Source organism: Bacillus sp. 196mf (genome assembly GCF_003217275.1).
Lineage (GTDB): Bacteria > Bacillota > Bacilli > Bacillales > Bacillaceae_G > Bacillus_A > Bacillus_A thuringiensis_S.
The window spans coordinates 84,503-100,389 of the sequence record NZ_QJTG01000012.1; the positions used below are offsets into that span (position 1 = coordinate 84,503).

Genomic DNA, 15,887 nt, shown 5'->3' on the forward strand with positions numbered 1-15,887 from the left:
TTGGTGTGTCCCTCCTTAGATAACCTCATTTTTAGGAACCTTTAACATTACTTATCTTCGTTTAAGCCCTTTTCTAACGCTTTCCACGCTAATGTTGCACATTTAATACGTGCAGGGAACTTGCATACGCCTTGTAATGCTTCAATATCTCCTAAATCGATGCTGTCATCGTACTCTTTTCCTAGCATCATGTCAGAGAAAATTTTCGAAAGCTGAAGTGCTTCTTCAATTTTCTTACCTTTTACTGCTTGTGTCATCATTGAAGCTGAAGACATTGAGATTGAACATCCTTCGCCTTCAAACTTCGCCTCTTGCACAATACCTTCTTCTACTTTCATCGTAAGTTGAATACGATCGCCGCAAGTTGGATTGTTCAAGTTAACGGTAACACTATCTTCTAACACGCCATGGTTACGAGGATTTTTGTAATGATCCATAATAACTTGACGATATAACGTATCTAAATTATTAAATGACATTTGTGAAATACTCCTTTGTCTTGATTAGCGATTCAACAAATGTATCAATTTCTTCTTTTGTATTATATAAATAGAAGCTCGCACGTGCTGTTGAAGAAGCTTTTAGCCACTTCATAAGCGGTTGTGCACAGTGATGTCCTGCGCGAACTGCAATGCCTTCTACATCTAATACAGTCGCTACATCGTGAGGATGTACGTCTTCAATATTAAATGTAACAAGACCAGCGCGATGCTTTGGACCATAAATTGTAACGCCATCTACTTCTGATAGTCTTTCTAAAGCGTATTGCGCTAATTCATGCTCATGCTTTTCAATATTATCAAGACCGATTTCTTCTAGGAAATCAATTGCCGCACCAAGTCCGATTGCATTACCGATAATCGGTGTACCCGCTTCAAACTTCCACGGAAGCTCTTTCCAAGTAGATTCTTGTAAATCTACGAAATCAATCATTTCACCACCAAATTCAATTGGCTCCATATTGTTTAGCAATTCTTTCTTACCATATAATACGCCGATACCTGTAGGTCCGCACATCTTATGAGCAGATAATGCGTAGAAATCACAGTTTAAATCTTGTACATCCACTTTCATGTGAGGTGTACTTTGTGCACCATCAACGACCATAATTGCTCCGTTTTCGTGTGCGATTGCTCCGATTTCTTTTACAGGGTTAATCGTTCCAAGTACGTTTGATACTTGCATAATAGAAACGATTTTTGTATTCGGTGTAACAGTTTGACGAACATCTTCTAAAGAAATTGTACCGTCTGGTTGAAGCGGAAGGTATTTCAAAGTTGCGCCAGTTTTCTTCGCAACTTGTTGCCACGGAATGATGTTACTATGGTGTTCCATGTAAGAAATAACGATTTCATCGCCTTCTTTTACATTTTCAAGGCCATAGCTAGCCGCTACTGTATTTAATGCAGTTGTCGTTCCGCGCGTGAAAATAATCTCTTCCATTGATTTCGCGTTAATAAACTTGCGAACTTTCTCACGTGCACCTTCATACGCGTCGGTAGCTTTCGTACCGAGCGTATGAACACCGCGATGCACGTTAGAATTATATTCTTTATAGTAACGTTCTAACGTTTCAATGACTTGAATTGGTTTTTGAGAAGTTGCTGCACTATCGAAATAAACAAGTTGTTTGCCGTTCACTTTTTGATCAAGAATTGGAAACTGTTTGCGTATTTCATGAATATTCATTAGCGAACTTTCCTTTCAATTACCTCAACAAGCTGTGCTTTTACTCCTTCAATTGGAAGCTCATTTACTACAGGTGCTAAGAATCCATGGATGACTAAACGTTCTGCTTCGCGTTTTGGAATACCACGGCTCATCAAGTAGTATAATTGGTACGGATCTACGCGGCCTACTGAAGCTGCGTGACCTGCCATAACATCATCTTCATCAATTAAAAGAATTGGATTCGCATCACCGCGAGCTTTTTCGTCTAGCATAAGAACGCGAGAAGATTGTTGTGCATTTGATTTAGATGCACCGTGTTCAATCTTACCAATTCCATTAAAGATAGATGTTGCACTATCTTTTTGTACACCGTGTTTTAAAATCCAACCTTCAGAGTGTTTACCGAAGTGAACAACTTTAGTTGTAAAGTTTTGTGTTTGGTTACCACGGCCAATTGTTACTGTTTTCGTATCAGCATATGAACCGTCGCCCATTAAGTTCGTAACGTTCTCTGAAATTGTGTTTCCATCATTCATAAGGCCTAGAGCCCAATCAATGCGGCCGTCGCGTCCAACAACACCGCGGCGGTTAACGTAAGTTGTTACGTCTTTTGCTAATAGATCAACCGCACCGAATTTCACTTGTGCGCCTTGTTCCACAATTACTTCTGCTACGATATTTGCAATACCTTTAGCATTTTCATTTGCAACATAGTTTTCTACATAAGTTGCAGTACTGTTCGCATCAGCTACGAATAATACGTGGTTATATACGTTAGCTTCTTCGCCGTCTACTAAGAATACAGCTTGAAGTGGAGTTTCAAGAACAACGTTTTTCGGAACATATACGAATGCACCGCCGTTGATTAATGCAGCATGAAGTGCAGTTAGACGATGCTCGTCTACTTTCACTCCGTCTTTCATTAAATACTTTTGTAGTAATTCAGCATGCTCTGTTGCAGCTGTTACGATATCTGTGAAAATAACACCTTTGTCTTTTGCTTCGTCTGCTAAAGAAACGAACGCAGTTGTACCAGTACGTTGCACTAATACGCTGTTATTTTCATCGATTAAGTTTTTCACTGCTTCTGGAAGCTCTGTTAAAGAACTTACAGGCTCTTGCTTAGCAGCGTCGCCTTTTCCGATAAAGTCCCATTTTTCAATTTTCGTTTTATCAGGCGTTGGCATTGGAAGTTCTGTTGCTTGTGCAAGAGCTTGTAAGCGGAACTCAGTCAACCAAGCAGCTTCGTTTACTTCGCTTGCGCGTTGACGGATTGTTTCTTGATCGAAAGGTAATGTACCGATTGTCATGTTTATGCTCCTCTCTTACGCTTCTTGCTCTGTTGTTTCGTCTTCAATACCTAATTCTTTTTTAATCCAGTCGTAACCTTCAGCTTCTAGACGTTGTGCAAGCTCAGGGCCACCAGATTTAACGATACGACCGTTCATCATAACGTGAACGAAGTCTGGAGTGATGTAGTTTAATAAGCGTTGGTAATGCGTAATCATTAGGCAACCGAACTCTTCGCCGCGCATTTGGTTAATACCTTTAGATACAACTTTTAATGCATCGATATCAAGACCTGAGTCGATTTCATCTAAGATTGCGATTTTTGGCTCAATCATCATTAATTGAAGAATTTCGTTACGCTTTTTCTCTCCACCAGAGAAACCTTCGTTTAAGTAACGTTGTGCCATTTCTGGATCCATTTCTAGGAATTCCATGTTTTTATCTAATGTACGGATAAATTTCATAAGAGAAATTTCATCGCCTTCTTCACGACGTGCGTTAATTGCAGAACGTAAGAAGTCAGCGTTTGTTACTCCGCTAATTTCACTTGGATATTGCATTGCTAGGAATAGACCCGCTTGTGCGCGCTCGTCTACTTCCATTTCTAATACATCTTCACCGTCAATGATGATGCTACCTTCTGTTACTTCATACTTTGGGTGACCCATAATTGCAGAAGATAAAGTTGATTTACCTGTTCCGTTAGGTCCCATAATTGCGTGGATTTCTCCACCTTTTACTTCAAGGTTTACACCCTTTAAAATTTCTTTGCCGTCAATTGATACGTGTAAGTCTTTAACCGTTAATGTAGAACCAGCCATCTCAATACCTCCATTAATCCTATATATACATTTTAAAAATTCCTAAAACGTTCATATTCTCATTTTATTCTCATTCTAATTTTATATCAAATAAAATGATATCGCAAACGACGAAAAAAAGTAACCGTTTTTTCACAAATGTATATAAGTATTTCCTTTACACCTTTCTATGATACACCTTTCTTCTTATTTATATAAAGAAAAAAGGACTGGTAATTTCCCAGTCCTTTCCTTATATTTATTCACTTACCGGAAGTACAGCACCTTTATATTCTTTATTAATAAAATCTTGAATTTCTTTTGAATGTAACACTTCTACTAGCTCTTTAATTTCTTTTTTCTTCTCATCACCTTTACGAACTGCAATGATGTTTGCATACGGAGAGTCTGCTCCTTCAATCGCAATTGCATCCTTCGTTGGATTTAATTTTGCATCAATTGCGTAGTTCGAATTAATGAATAAAGCATCTCCCTCATTATTTTCATACAACTTCGGTGAAAGTCCAGGTTCAACATCTGTTTTAAATTTTAAGTTTTTCGGATTTTCGACTACATCTTTTACTGTCGCCTTAACCACATCTACACCATCTTTAAGCCTAATCACGCCGCCTTTTTGTAACAATGCTAACATACGGCCTCGCTCCGCTACGTTATTACTCATAATCACTGTCCCGCCATCTGGTAAGTCTTTTAAGCTTTTATATTTCTTAGAATAAATACCCATTGGCTCTAAATGAATTTTTCCTGCGTTTACAATTTTATATCCCTTTTCTTGGATCTCCTTATCTAAATACGGAATATGCTGGAAGTAGTTCGCATCAATCTCTTTATCCGCTAACGCTTTATTTGGCAGTACATAATCCTGGAACTTTTTAATCTCTAACTTAATGCCTTTTTTCTCTAAGATTGGCTGTGCTTTCTCTAAAATAACAGCATGCGGCACGTTAGAAGCTCCAACAACAAGCTTATTCTCTTCTTTTCCTCCGCAAGCAGCTAATGTAAATACAGACAGCGCTGTAACAACTGACAATAGAATCTTTTTCATATGATGTCCCCTTCTCCCCTATAGTTATGTAGTTATAAAAAAGGCTGGCATACACCAGCCTTTTCAGCAATTATTCTTTTACAGGAACAACCGCTCCTTTATATTCTTTATTAATAAAGTCTTCGATTTCTTTAGAATGCAATACTTCTACAAGCTCTTTAATCTCTTTTTTATCTTTATCACCTTTACGAACAGCTACTATGTTTGCGTACGGTGAATCATCACCTTCAATTGCAATTGCATCTTTTTCTGGGTTTAATTTCGCATCAATTGCATAGTTAGAGTTAATTAAAACAGCATCGCCTTCCTTATTGTTATACACTTGTGGTAGTAAACCCGGCTCGATATCTGTTTTAAATTTTAAGTTTTTCGGATTATCTGCAATATCTTTTGGAGTTGCATTAACTGGCTCTACTCCGTCTTTAATTTTTAAAATGCCTTCTTTTTGTAAAATTGCTAAACCACGTCCATGGTCAGTAACGGAATTACTCATAATGATTGTCGCCCCGTCTGGAAGTTCTTTTAGGCTCTTATACTTTTGAGAGTATACACCAATTGGTTCTAAATGAATTTTCCCCGCTATTTCAAAATCATATTTTTTATCTTTAATTTCTTTTTCTAAATACGGAATGTGCTGGAAGTAGTTTGCATCTAAATCTTTATCCGCTAACGATTTATTTGGTAATACGTAGTCTTGGAATTTTTTAATTTCTAACTCGATTCCTTTTTTCTCAAGTAACGGTTTTGCCTTTTCTAAAATTTCAGCGTGCGGTACGTTAGAAGCACCAACAACGAGTTTCTTTTCATCTTTATCTTTCCCGCCACAAGCAGCTAAACCAAAAATTGAAGTTGAAATAAGTGCCGTAAGTAATAATTTTTTCATTTGAAACATCCTCCCGTTTTTATTATCGTTTATCTATTCGAGTCGTTAAACTATCACCAATCCACTGAATTAAAAATACAACTAGTAATACACAAATTGTCGCAACGATTGTTACATCGTTATTTCCCCTTTGGAATCCTTCTAAGTAAGCAAGTGTTCCAAGGCCACCAGCACCAACAACTCCCGCCATTGCTGTATAGCCTACTAAAGCAATTGTTGTAACCGTAATACCAGATACTAATGCTGGTAACGATTCTGGAATCAATACTTTTAAAATAATTGTGCTTGTTTTTGCTCCCATTGCTTTTGAAGCTTCAATTACACCTTTATCAATTTCGCGAAGTGCGATTTCAACCATTCTCGCGTAGAATGGTGCCGCCCCAATAATTAAAGCTGGCAGCGCTGCACTTGCTCCAAGAATTGTTCCAAGAAGAATCTTTGTGAATGGGATTAATAAAATAATTAAAATGATGAACGGTATAGAACGGAATATATTTACGAATGCTCCAATCACCGTATTAATTGATTTGTTTTCCCATAAATTATCTTTCGCTGTCATGAAAAGTAACAATCCTAAAATTAGTCCTAAAACAAATGTCGCAAGAGCTGCGATTGCCGTCATATATAACGTTTCACCAGTTGCTTCTAACATTTGATCCCAATCAACATTTGCAAGTAACTTATCCATGTGCAATCACCTCCAGCTCTACTTGATCTTGATGAATTCCTTCTATTGCTTGCTGGATCGCTGTTTCCTCACCATTTAAATGAACAACTAAACTACCGTAAGAACCGTTATTCGTTTGTGCGATATTTCCTTGCAAAATGCTAACTTCTATATCACTGCGTTGCATCAATCGTTGAAGCACTGGTCTTTCTACAGCCTCACCGATAAACTGCAAACGAATCACTTTTCCATCTGGATATTTTTCAATTAAACTTTCAATCGTTTCATTTGTATCTTCAGAATCTGTTAACTGCTGTACAAATCGTTTCGTAATATCTTGCTTCGGATTACGGAATACATCAAGTACTGGACCCGTTTCTACAATCTTTCCTCTCTCCATTACCGCCACTCGATTACAAATCTTTCGAATTACGTGCATCTCATGTGTAATGAGTACAATTGTTAAACCAAGGCGCTTATTAATGTCTAATAGTAAATCCAAAATTTGATCTGTCGTTTCTGGATCAAGAGCTGACGTTGCTTCATCACATAAAAGTACTTGTGGGTTGTTAGCTAATGCTCTTGCAATCCCAACGCGTTGTTTTTGTCCCCCGCTCAGCTGAGATGGGTACGCGTCTCCTCTTCCTTCTAATCCAACAAGATGAATTAATTCATCAACACGTTTTCTTCTCTTCGTTTTATCAACACCTGCAATTTCAAGTGGAAACTCTATATTTTCACGTACAGTTCGTGACCAAAGTAAGTTGAAGTGCTGAAAAATCATTCCGATTTCTTGCCTTGCCTTACGAAGTTCACTTCCTGTAATTGCTGATATGACACGATTCGCAATTGTAATTTGGCCAGAAGTCGGTTTCTCTAACTGATTAAACAATCTGATTAAAGAACTTTTCCCAGCGCCGCTATATCCGATAACACCAAATATTTCGCCTTTTTCTATTTTTAAATTGGCGTTATCTACAGCAGTGACATCACCGCTTTTCGCCTTATATATTTTCCTTACATTCTCTAATAGAATCATGATGTTCACCCCTTTTTTGTTTAGGTCGACTCCGCAATTTTTTATTTTTAATGCGTGTAGTCCACTGTTATCATTACTTTTATTATTTGAATGTCCTCCACATTCAAACAATAAAAAAACCTTTCTGCTTTAGAGAAGCAGAAAGGTTTATATGCGTATATAACAACATTATCCCTCTCTCTCATCTCTCAAAGCATTCGCTTTGCAGGAATTGGCACCATTTCAACATAAGTTGACGGTTGCCGGGCTTCACAGGGCACAGTCCCTCCACCTCTCTTGATAAGAGAAATCAGATTCAATTTTCGTCTGATTTGAAATTTATGAAATTGTCTATATTTTATGACTTGAATTGTATCAATATACGCTCACCATGTCAACAGAAATTTTCGCAAAAAATGAAACTTCAGAATTTTAAGCACCTACTGACATCGGTTTACATATATGAAACATCGATTCCACTAATAACATCGTTCGGTACGTTCCTGAATATTGTACACGTCCATCATTCATTAACATTTGCAATCGTACATTTCCATTCACCAATTGTTCTATATCCTTTTCGTCTAAGCAAATGATTTGTTCCGTTCCTCTTTCCTCATGTACCAGCTCTATATAATCTCTTGAAATTTGTAACGAACAACTTTCATCTCTAAAGCGGAAATTAACAGTTTTTTCTTCTTGTCTTAAAAGTGGTTCTAAATGATATTGACCATTAGCGTAATTTACAAATGATTGAAGCAAAGAATATAATCTCACCCTAAATCACATCCTTCATATCACTTTCTATTACATACCATTCCCTCTCACTAAAGAGCAATCCTGTTATTTTCGCTCGACAAATACTGTATCCACCCTGCATCTCGACATATTTCCCAAGAAATATGTCGAGGCGGCAAAAATTTTGCCGCCTACTTTAATTCCGTATATAAATATTCAACCGAATGAAATGCGTATATCTTCTTCATCAGTGTCCCATTTTCAAAAACAAGTAAACAAGGTACACTTTCAATCCCATACTCTTTCGCTAAATGCGGAGCATAATTTAAATCTAACATCCCAATTTTGAGGCCTTCAATTGTCATCTCAACGACTGTTAACATCTTTTTTGCTAATTGGCATGTTCCACACATTGGAGTATATACATATAACACTGTTTTTTCTTCATTCTCTATTAGGGCTGTAGCTTCGGCTCCTGTCCAATCGATCACTTCTATCATTCCTTACCGTAAATATTCTGTATAAACGTCAATGTCGGCTCCCCATAATACATTTGCTAAGTGTGTAGATGGCGCAGTTGCCACTTCTCGGTACGAGCGATCAATATAGATATGCTCGGCTTGCGGAAATTCTTTTCGAAATTGTTTCCTTAACTTTTCTCCAGCATCATCAGCATCCACTAGCACATACACTTCCTTATCAAAAAACTGATCAACGAGCTCATCCATTTTCGACAAACCAATTGTACCATTTGTACAAACAATTTCCACTGGTTCACGAATAATAGATTCAATCTTTCTTCTATCTGATGTACCTTCTACAATAATGACTTTTTCCACATAAATCATATGTCATCACCCGATCACCATATACTATACAACCTTGAACTTAGTATATAGTATATTCGTTATTTTCATGTTGTTTCCTGTTTATTTTTGCAAAAGAAAAGCGAAACCGACTGTTTAGCCCTGTTGGCTAAGGTTCTTCCGTACAGAAGACGCTTTTTGTCTTCTCGTGCGGAAGGTTCTTAGACATGAAGGGCTAGGAGTTGGAGCTAGACAATGAAAAGCGCAAGCGGCTCATTTAGATTGTGAGGGGGATGGAGCTTCTGACGTAGAGGCGCTTTTTGCCTTGTAGGAAGAAGCGAAGCCACCGAACAATCTAGTCGCTGGAGCTAGACAACGAAAAACAAAAACGGCTAGACCTGCATAAAGATTAAACGAAAAAGTTTTTTCAAAAAACGTTCTCCTACACGATAATTAGTATATGATTCTACATTCATTATTTTACACAAAATAAAAAAGGACAGCACAAAGGCTGTCCTTTAGTCGACTATAATTAGTCTTGGTTTGTCATTTCTGCATATTTTTCTGCAGTTAATAACTTCTCAACTTGGCTTGCATCAGAAAGTTCAACTTTAACCATCCATGCACCCTCGTATGGAGATTCGTTAACAAGTTCTGGTTGGTCACTTAATTCTTCGTTTACTGCTACAACTTTACCGCTTACAGGTGCGTATAACTCAGAAACTGTTTTAACAGATTCTACGCTTCCGAATGGCTCGTCAGCTTCGATTGTTGCACCTACTTCAGGAAGTTCAACGAATACGATATCACCTAGCTCACCTTGTGCAAAGTGAGTGATACCGATAACAACTTCATTACCTTCAGTTTTTACCCATTCGTGTTCTTCAGAGTAACGTAAATTATTTGGAATGCTCATGACTGTACCTCCAGTGAATGTATTAATTATGTAAAAATACCTTATTGGTACTTTTTCCACACACTTTCAAACTGCTCTTCGTTAAAACCAAGTGTTACATTCGTTCCATCTGTTACAATTGGACGTTTGATCAACATGCCATCAGATGCTAAAAGCTCATACATTTCGTCTTCGCTTGCATCTTTCAACTTATCTTTCAGACCAAGTTTACGGTAACGCATTCCACTTGTATTAAAGAATTTTTTTAATGGTAATTCACTTTTTTCATGTAAATTACGTAAATCTTCTTTTGATGGTGGATTTTCAACAATATGAATCATCTCATATGCTACATCGTTTGCCTCAAACCATTTCTTTGCCTTTTGACATGTGCCACACTTTGGATATGAATAAAATGTTACTGTCATAAATTCACCTACTTTTTTACTAACCTTTACCTTTATCATATAGAAAACGTTTTATTATTTCAAACCATTATTCGCTAAACTTTTACTTATTTCGTGATAATTTTTAATAATCCTGCGAATTTTTCTTATTTTTCCGCCATTTGTTAAGAAAAAAATAAATATATAAATTTTTTTAGATTCTGCACCAAACATATATCTTAAACAAGCGTTTGATTAATTTCTTATTTTTCTTTGTTAGCCTTTGAACTACATGAGTTTCTTTCTACCGAACATACAGCTTAAACAAACGTTTGATTAATTCTCCATTTTTCTTTGTTAACCTTTGAGCTGCATCGATTTCTTCCTACCGAACATACAGCTTAAACAAACGTTTGATTAATTTCTTATTTTTCTTTCTTAACCTTTGAACTACATGAGTTTCTTTCTACCGAACATACAGCTTAAACAAACGTTTATTTTTAAAAAATAAGAAGCCTTTTTTACAGGCTCCTTCATCATCGACTTAAGTAATCCGAAATGGTTTGAAATACTACTATATACATATTATGAATATTTCGATCGGAAACAGTATCATTATATAATCCCATACCCCAATATTGCCCTTCAGGGTTCCCCATATTTACAAACCCTTGCGTATAAGTCATCGTTTTATCCTTTGGGGTATTATCATAATCTAAATCCTTGTTAGTAAAAATTAAATACGGTCTATCTTGCAAACCAATAAAAAATACCGGCTTCTTTAACGATAAAAATAAGTCCGTATACTGCTCCTTTGATGCCTCTTTAAAGTATTCTTTCATAACGAAAAAACCATCAACTTTTGCTGATTTCTCCTGCATTTCTTCTAACTTTATACTTTCAAACTTTACATTCCTAAACGTATCTTTCGGCTTTTCTCCAACAACTCCAATTACGAGTGCTCTTCCGTTATATTCTAATTTTTCTCCTTCGTTATTCTTTGCACACCCAGCACCTACTAGGCATAACAATATAAAAACTAAAAAATATGATAAACGCTTCATTTAGCACCCTCACCCTTCTTTTTAGTCAAGTGACAAAAACGTAAGGTTAATTCAAGAAAATGTAAGTAAAATCGATAGCCCAATTCACGTTTCTATATTATAATCAATTGAATTTACTTACATTACTAAACATAGGAGATCAACATGAAGAAATTTAAACTTTCATCTTTTCTTCCGTTAAGTTATATACTTCTACTCGTACTCGTAAGTCCCCTTTACGACGTATTAAATAAATCGACTGTTCACGCAGTAGACGTTACAACTGTAGTAGATGATTGGATTCCATTTGTAAAAGCATTTATTATTCCTTATTTACTTTGGTTTCCATACTTATACGGCGCACTTATTTATTACTGCTTCGCTGACCGAAAGCAATATTATGTCACTTTAAGTAGTGTTATTTTTGGAAAACTTGCTTGTTTTTCTATTTATTATTTTTGGCAAACAACTGTACCGCGTCCGACTGTCGTTGGAACAGATGTATTTTCTGAACTAGTTCGCTATATTTATAGTATCGACCAGCCAGTAAACTGTTTCCCTAGCATTCACGTTCTTACTACATTTGTAATTATGTTAGCTGCCTTTAAGCGTAGAGAACAACATGCTTTTGAATATTACATCCTTACTTTCTTCGGTACACTTATTATTTTATCAACGCTATTTACGAAGCAACATGCCTTTGTAGATGCCGTTTCTGGAATGACACTTGCAAGCATACTTTACTTCGGCGTTCAACTCTTATTGGCCAAAGAACCAATAAGAGTTCCAGTAAAACAAAATCATAGAATGTAACATGACAAAAAAGCAGACTGTGGCTTCTCAGTCTGCTTTTATCTATTATTAAGGAGATTTTCAATTTAAGATTGCGGTACAGTCATATCACCAGAATGAATACGACCTGCTTTTTTAAGAGCAATGTAAAGTATATAAGAAACAGCTACTGGAATGACGATATAAGTAATTACCATGGCCGGGAGAACTTCCCATCCTTCGCTGGAAATTAAATTAATTGGTGCGATAAGAGAACTTAATCCAAGACCTGCAATTTCTTTTCCTGCTTCCAGTTGGAAAATTAATGCGGATACCGGACCAACTATAGCACTGGCGACGACAGTTGGGACGAGAATCATTGGATTTTTAGTGATATTTGGCAACTGTACTTTCGGAGTACAAAGAGCTTGAGCTAATATGCCACCTAAATTGTTTTCTTTTGCTGAGATGACAGAGAATCCGATAAACTGAGCGACGCATCCGGCAAGAGCTGCACCACCTGCAACACCGTCTAAGCTAAGTGCGATCGCTAACGCAGCTGATGAAGCTGGAGAGATAAGTAATAGTCCCCAAACTACTGCAATGACGATAGAAGCGATAAACGGGCTACCAGCTGAGCTATCTTTAATGAACGCTCCAACTGCATTTAAAACAGGAGTAATATTATGAGATAACCAAATACCAACTAAACCAGAACCTAATATGGCCGCAAATGGAACGAGCATCATATCTAAAGCAGTTTTTCCGCTTAAACGTTTACCAATATATACAGCTAAAGTTGCTGTTAATAAAGCACCGATTGGCTCACCTGTTTTAATAATTAGACCAGCTTCAGTAATTGAAATGGATCCGGCACCAATTGCTCCAGCCACCATAGCCGAGAAGATTACAAGACCATTTGCACCGAGCATAAAAGCAATTCCAGCACCAATGGCTGGTGCCATAAGTGATTTTGCAACAACTCCAATTGTAATAAGCAACGGAATATCAACAATTCTTCCTATATTTTCGATTAGTAAACCAATTCCGAGGGATACGAAAATACCTTGTGCGATACCAGCAGATGCTTTAAATACACGAGACATTATATATTCCTTCATTTGTTTCACCTTCTTCTATAAGTTAGTAACCAATTGTTTTCATATAATCACGTAAAATATCGTTTGATTTTGCGAATCGAGATTCTTCATCCTCTGTTAAATTGAGTTCTACAACTTCTCTTATACCGTCTCTAGTAATAATAGCTGGTACTCCTGTACAAATATCGTATTCACCGTACTCACCATCTAAAATGGCTGATACAGCAATGACACGGTGATCATCGTTAAAGATTGAACTCGCAATATACGCTAGAGAGTTTCCGATTCCGTAATAAGTAGTTCCTTTACGTTTATAAATTTCCCAGCCAGCTTTTGCAGTTTTCTCAACAATTTCATCTAAATCTATTTCTCCAAATCGTTCTTTTTGTTCTTCTAAAATTTGCAGAATTGGCTTTCCACCAACAGTTACATGAGACCAAGCAACCATTTGAGAATCACCATGTTCTCCTAATGAATACCCATGAATACTACGAGGGTCTACATGTAGCATTTCAGATAAAATTGTTCTTAAGCGAGAAGAATCTAGTGATGTACCAGTACCGATTACGCGATTTCTAGGTAATCCAGATAATTTCCAAACTTGATATGTAATAATATCAACTGGGTTCGATGCAAGTAAGAAAATACCATCAAATCCACTTTCCATTACGCCACCAACAACACTTTCCATAATCTTCGCACTCGCTCCTAAAGTATCTAAGCGACTTTGCCCTGGTTTTGGTGCTGGTCCTGCTGTAATAATGACAATGTCCATATCTTTGCAGTCTTCATAGTTTCCTGCATATACTTTTGTTCTTGTATTTGTAAAGTTAATGCAATGTGATAAATCCATTGCTTCCCCAACTGCACGTTCATGATTTATATCAATTAATAATAGCTCTTCGCAAATACCTTGATTCACAATAGAATACGCACAACTTGATCCAACTAATCCAGTACCGATAATTGCAATTTTTCTTGTATGTCTTTTCATAGCAATCTCTCCTAATTGATCATATAATCTATTTCTTTTGCTCTTTACACTCCTAATTATAGAGGTTCTCACGATAGAAACCATGGATACTTTGTGAAATATTGAACAAAGTTTTTGTCCTTTTTGTGAATTGTTATATTCCATTTTCGTCATATTTGTTACAACTGGAAAAATATTTATTATGTATTTATTGACATATACAAAAAGAAAACGAGCGAATAAATTCGCTCGTTTTCTTTTCACTATTGTTCCGCACTTAATTGACTTTTTAATTGCTGTACAATCATTGGATTAGCAGGTGCTGCCGGTTTGTAATAACTCTTTTGCTTTGCGTACTCATACATATTACGTTGGCGCGCCTCGTCTTGATTACGAATTTGAATTAACGTTTGATGTAACTGTTCATTATCAGACTGAGCAATATAATTTGCATAGCTTGTTAAACTTGCATTCAATCCTGCTAAATAATCATTTACCATATCTTTTTCATTCATCTTTCTCTTCCTCCTATCCTAGGAAAGTCATTAATTGCTGTTTCGTATTTCGTGCATCTTGCGCATCTTTTTGTAGCATTTGTTTCAGTTGTGGATCTGTACACGTCTGTGCATACTGCTCCAACTTGTTAATAATTGTTGCGTGTCCACCAATTAAATGACGTAAGTTTTCTACTTCAAGCTCTGTTAAGTTTTGCATATAACATACCCGCCTTTCTTTGTTCATTCATCATTAGTATTTGGTTCTTTTTGGATTGTATTCATCAACTTTTCGCACATATAAACAAAATAAAAGATGAATAGCTAGGCCATTCATCTTTTATGCTAAATATTCATTCAATTTTATAAAGAAACAATCATACTTATACTCACAAGTAGGTTCCATACAATATGTAAAATGATGCTAGGTAAAATAGATTGTGTTTTCTTATATAACATAGCAAATACAATCCCCATAATCATTGCCGTAACTGGAAAACCACCATGAAGAATCCCAAAGATAAAGGAAGAAATAATGATACCAACTAGAAAACTATATTTCTTTTCAAAAAATCGATACAAAATACCTCTATATAAAATTTCTTCTTTAATTGGTGTAATTATAGCAACACTTAACACATATATAATACTTTGTAGACTATTTTGAAGTCCTAAGCTCCCTAATTGATCTCGTTGCTGCTCTGCACTTTCAAAGCTAAACAACTCTAACATTACATACTGAGTTAATGCAATGATGATAAAACCTATTAATAAATACAAGTAGGTTTTCCCATTTTTTAAAATAGATACATCCCATATGTTCTTAATAAAATGAAGCACTGGTTTATACGCAAATAAAACAATAGTAACAACAGCTGCATCAAATAGAAGTAAATAATATCCCTCTAAATTAGCACGTAATACCTCTTCTCCAAAAATCCCAAGGGCTAAAGCAAGGAATAATCCCCCTAAGAGTGAGAACCCTAGAATGCTTGCAATCGTTACAACTAGATTTTTATATGTTATGTTATCTACTTCTCTTTCTGCATTATACGCGTCTAATACTGTTTTTCTCATACTATTCCTCCATTTGTTTTCATTACCTTAACAAAAACCCTTTAATACAAATATATAGATAATATAACAAATTTTTCAAAAAGAATAATATGCAATTTTACATATCATGAAAGCTTTGTATTATATAGTTTTTGGAATTAGATTACTATAGAATAATTATTAGATGAAATTCCAAAAATTTCTTATATATCCACCATAACCCTCGCATC

The 15,887-nt window shown here is 36.1% G+C and carries 20 protein-coding genes and 1 riboswitch; of the genes, 1 reads left to right on the forward strand and 19 read right to left on the reverse strand.

Features of this window, described 5'->3' with window-relative positions; genetic code table 11:
* Positions 1-47 precede the first annotated feature (47 nt).
* The 14 genes from sufU to ATL10_RS17710 all read right to left on the reverse strand — a co-directional run bounded on the left by sufU (position 48) and on the right by ATL10_RS17710 (position 11,284).
* Entirely contained in the window at positions 48-479 is a 432-nt protein-coding gene (sufU, locus tag ATL10_RS17645) for a Fe-S cluster assembly sulfur transfer protein SufU (protein ID WP_000009523.1), read from the reverse strand.
* Positions 469-1,689, reverse strand: coding sequence for a cysteine desulfurase SufS (gene sufS / locus ATL10_RS17650; RefSeq protein WP_001020767.1), 1,221 nt, complete (start codon positions 1,687-1,689; stop codon positions 469-471). Before sufS ends, sufU begins: the two co-directional genes overlap by 11 nt.
* Positions 1,689-2,981, reverse strand: a complete 1,293-nt coding sequence (gene sufD, locus ATL10_RS17655; protein ID WP_000152173.1) for a Fe-S cluster assembly protein SufD — start codon at positions 2,979-2,981, stop codon at positions 1,689-1,691. The genes sufS and sufD overlap by 1 nt, the downstream gene beginning before the upstream one ends.
* Before the next feature lie 15 nt (positions 2,982-2,996).
* Positions 2,997-3,782 (reverse strand): Fe-S cluster assembly ATPase SufC, encoded by a 786-nt coding sequence (gene sufC / locus ATL10_RS17660; RefSeq protein ID WP_000929163.1) that lies wholly within the window; start codon positions 3,780-3,782, stop codon positions 2,997-2,999.
* Positions 3,783-4,020: 238 nt separating this feature from the next.
* Complete coding sequence (gene metQ / locus ATL10_RS17665; protein WP_110497257.1) at positions 4,021-4,827, reverse strand: methionine ABC transporter substrate-binding lipoprotein MetQ; 807 nt, start codon at positions 4,825-4,827, stop codon at positions 4,021-4,023.
* 70 nt (positions 4,828-4,897) lie between these two features.
* Positions 4,898-5,710, reverse strand: a complete 813-nt coding sequence (metQ, locus tag ATL10_RS17670; protein ID WP_000735080.1) for a methionine ABC transporter substrate-binding lipoprotein MetQ — start codon at positions 5,708-5,710, stop codon at positions 4,898-4,900.
* A 22-nt stretch (positions 5,711-5,732) separates the two neighbouring features.
* A complete protein-coding gene (locus ATL10_RS17675) occupies positions 5,733-6,398 on the reverse strand; it encodes a methionine ABC transporter permease (RefSeq protein ID WP_142669973.1) in 666 nt (221 codons plus the stop codon).
* Positions 6,391-7,416 carry a methionine ABC transporter ATP-binding protein gene (locus ATL10_RS17680; RefSeq protein ID WP_000601791.1) on the reverse strand — a complete coding sequence of 342 codons (1,026 nt, stop codon included), beginning with the start codon at positions 7,414-7,416 and terminating at the stop codon, positions 6,391-6,393. The genes ATL10_RS17675 and ATL10_RS17680 overlap by 8 nt, the downstream gene beginning before the upstream one ends.
* Before the next feature lie 178 nt (positions 7,417-7,594).
* Positions 7,595-7,702, reverse strand: a riboswitch (SAM riboswitch).
* A gap of 125 nt (positions 7,703-7,827) precedes the next feature.
* Complete coding sequence (locus ATL10_RS17685; protein WP_001242140.1) at positions 7,828-8,172, reverse strand: hypothetical protein; 345 nt, start codon at positions 8,170-8,172, stop codon at positions 7,828-7,830.
* A 152-nt stretch (positions 8,173-8,324) separates the two neighbouring features.
* Positions 8,325-8,633 carry a thioredoxin family protein gene (locus ATL10_RS17690; protein WP_002025020.1) on the reverse strand — a complete coding sequence of 103 codons (309 nt, stop codon included), beginning with the start codon at positions 8,631-8,633 and terminating at the stop codon, positions 8,325-8,327.
* A gap of 3 nt (positions 8,634-8,636) precedes the next feature.
* Positions 8,637-8,981 carry a toprim domain-containing protein gene (locus tag ATL10_RS17695; RefSeq protein ID WP_000640870.1) on the reverse strand — a complete coding sequence of 115 codons (345 nt, stop codon included), beginning with the start codon at positions 8,979-8,981 and terminating at the stop codon, positions 8,637-8,639.
* Between the two features lie 490 nt (positions 8,982-9,471).
* A complete protein-coding gene (gcvH, locus tag ATL10_RS17700; protein ID WP_000026896.1) occupies positions 9,472-9,855 on the reverse strand; it encodes a glycine cleavage system protein GcvH in 384 nt (127 codons plus the stop codon).
* Positions 9,856-9,896: 41 nt separating this feature from the next.
* The gene (locus tag ATL10_RS17705; protein ID WP_110497261.1) at positions 9,897-10,262 is read right to left on the reverse strand and encodes an arsenate reductase family protein; all 366 of its coding nucleotides are present in this window, start codon (positions 10,260-10,262) and stop codon (positions 9,897-9,899) included.
* 494 nt (positions 10,263-10,756) lie between these two features.
* Positions 10,757-11,284 carry a hypothetical protein gene (locus tag ATL10_RS17710; protein ID WP_000826910.1) on the reverse strand — a complete coding sequence of 176 codons (528 nt, stop codon included), beginning with the start codon at positions 11,282-11,284 and terminating at the stop codon, positions 10,757-10,759.
* A gap of 144 nt (positions 11,285-11,428) precedes the next feature.
* Here ATL10_RS17710 and ATL10_RS17715 point away from each other — a divergent pair, with 144 nt between their 5' ends.
* Positions 11,429-12,076, forward strand: a complete 648-nt coding sequence (locus ATL10_RS17715; protein WP_000713772.1) for a phosphatase PAP2 family protein — start codon at positions 11,429-11,431, stop codon at positions 12,074-12,076.
* Positions 12,077-12,141: 65 nt separating this feature from the next.
* On the opposite strand, the gene ATL10_RS17720 is transcribed toward ATL10_RS17715, so the two are convergent.
* From ATL10_RS17720 to ATL10_RS17740, 5 genes are all read right to left on the reverse strand, one after another.
* Complete coding sequence (locus ATL10_RS17720) at positions 12,142-13,155, reverse strand: PTS sugar transporter subunit IIC (protein ID WP_000666168.1); 1,014 nt, start codon at positions 13,153-13,155, stop codon at positions 12,142-12,144.
* 22 nt (positions 13,156-13,177) lie between these two features.
* A complete protein-coding gene (locus ATL10_RS17725; RefSeq protein ID WP_046393068.1) occupies positions 13,178-14,128 on the reverse strand; it encodes an L-lactate dehydrogenase in 951 nt (316 codons plus the stop codon).
* A gap of 242 nt (positions 14,129-14,370) precedes the next feature.
* Positions 14,371-14,622 (reverse strand): spore coat protein, encoded by a 252-nt coding sequence (locus ATL10_RS17730; RefSeq protein ID WP_001002982.1) that lies wholly within the window; start codon positions 14,620-14,622, stop codon positions 14,371-14,373.
* Positions 14,623-14,635: 13 nt separating this feature from the next.
* Positions 14,636-14,821, reverse strand: coding sequence for a hypothetical protein (locus ATL10_RS17735; RefSeq protein ID WP_001180555.1), 186 nt, complete (start codon positions 14,819-14,821; stop codon positions 14,636-14,638).
* Positions 14,822-14,964: 143 nt separating this feature from the next.
* Positions 14,965-15,678 carry a CPBP family intramembrane glutamic endopeptidase gene (locus tag ATL10_RS17740; RefSeq protein ID WP_001232991.1) on the reverse strand — a complete coding sequence of 238 codons (714 nt, stop codon included), beginning with the start codon at positions 15,676-15,678 and terminating at the stop codon, positions 14,965-14,967.
* Positions 15,679-15,887: the final 209 nt, after the last annotated feature.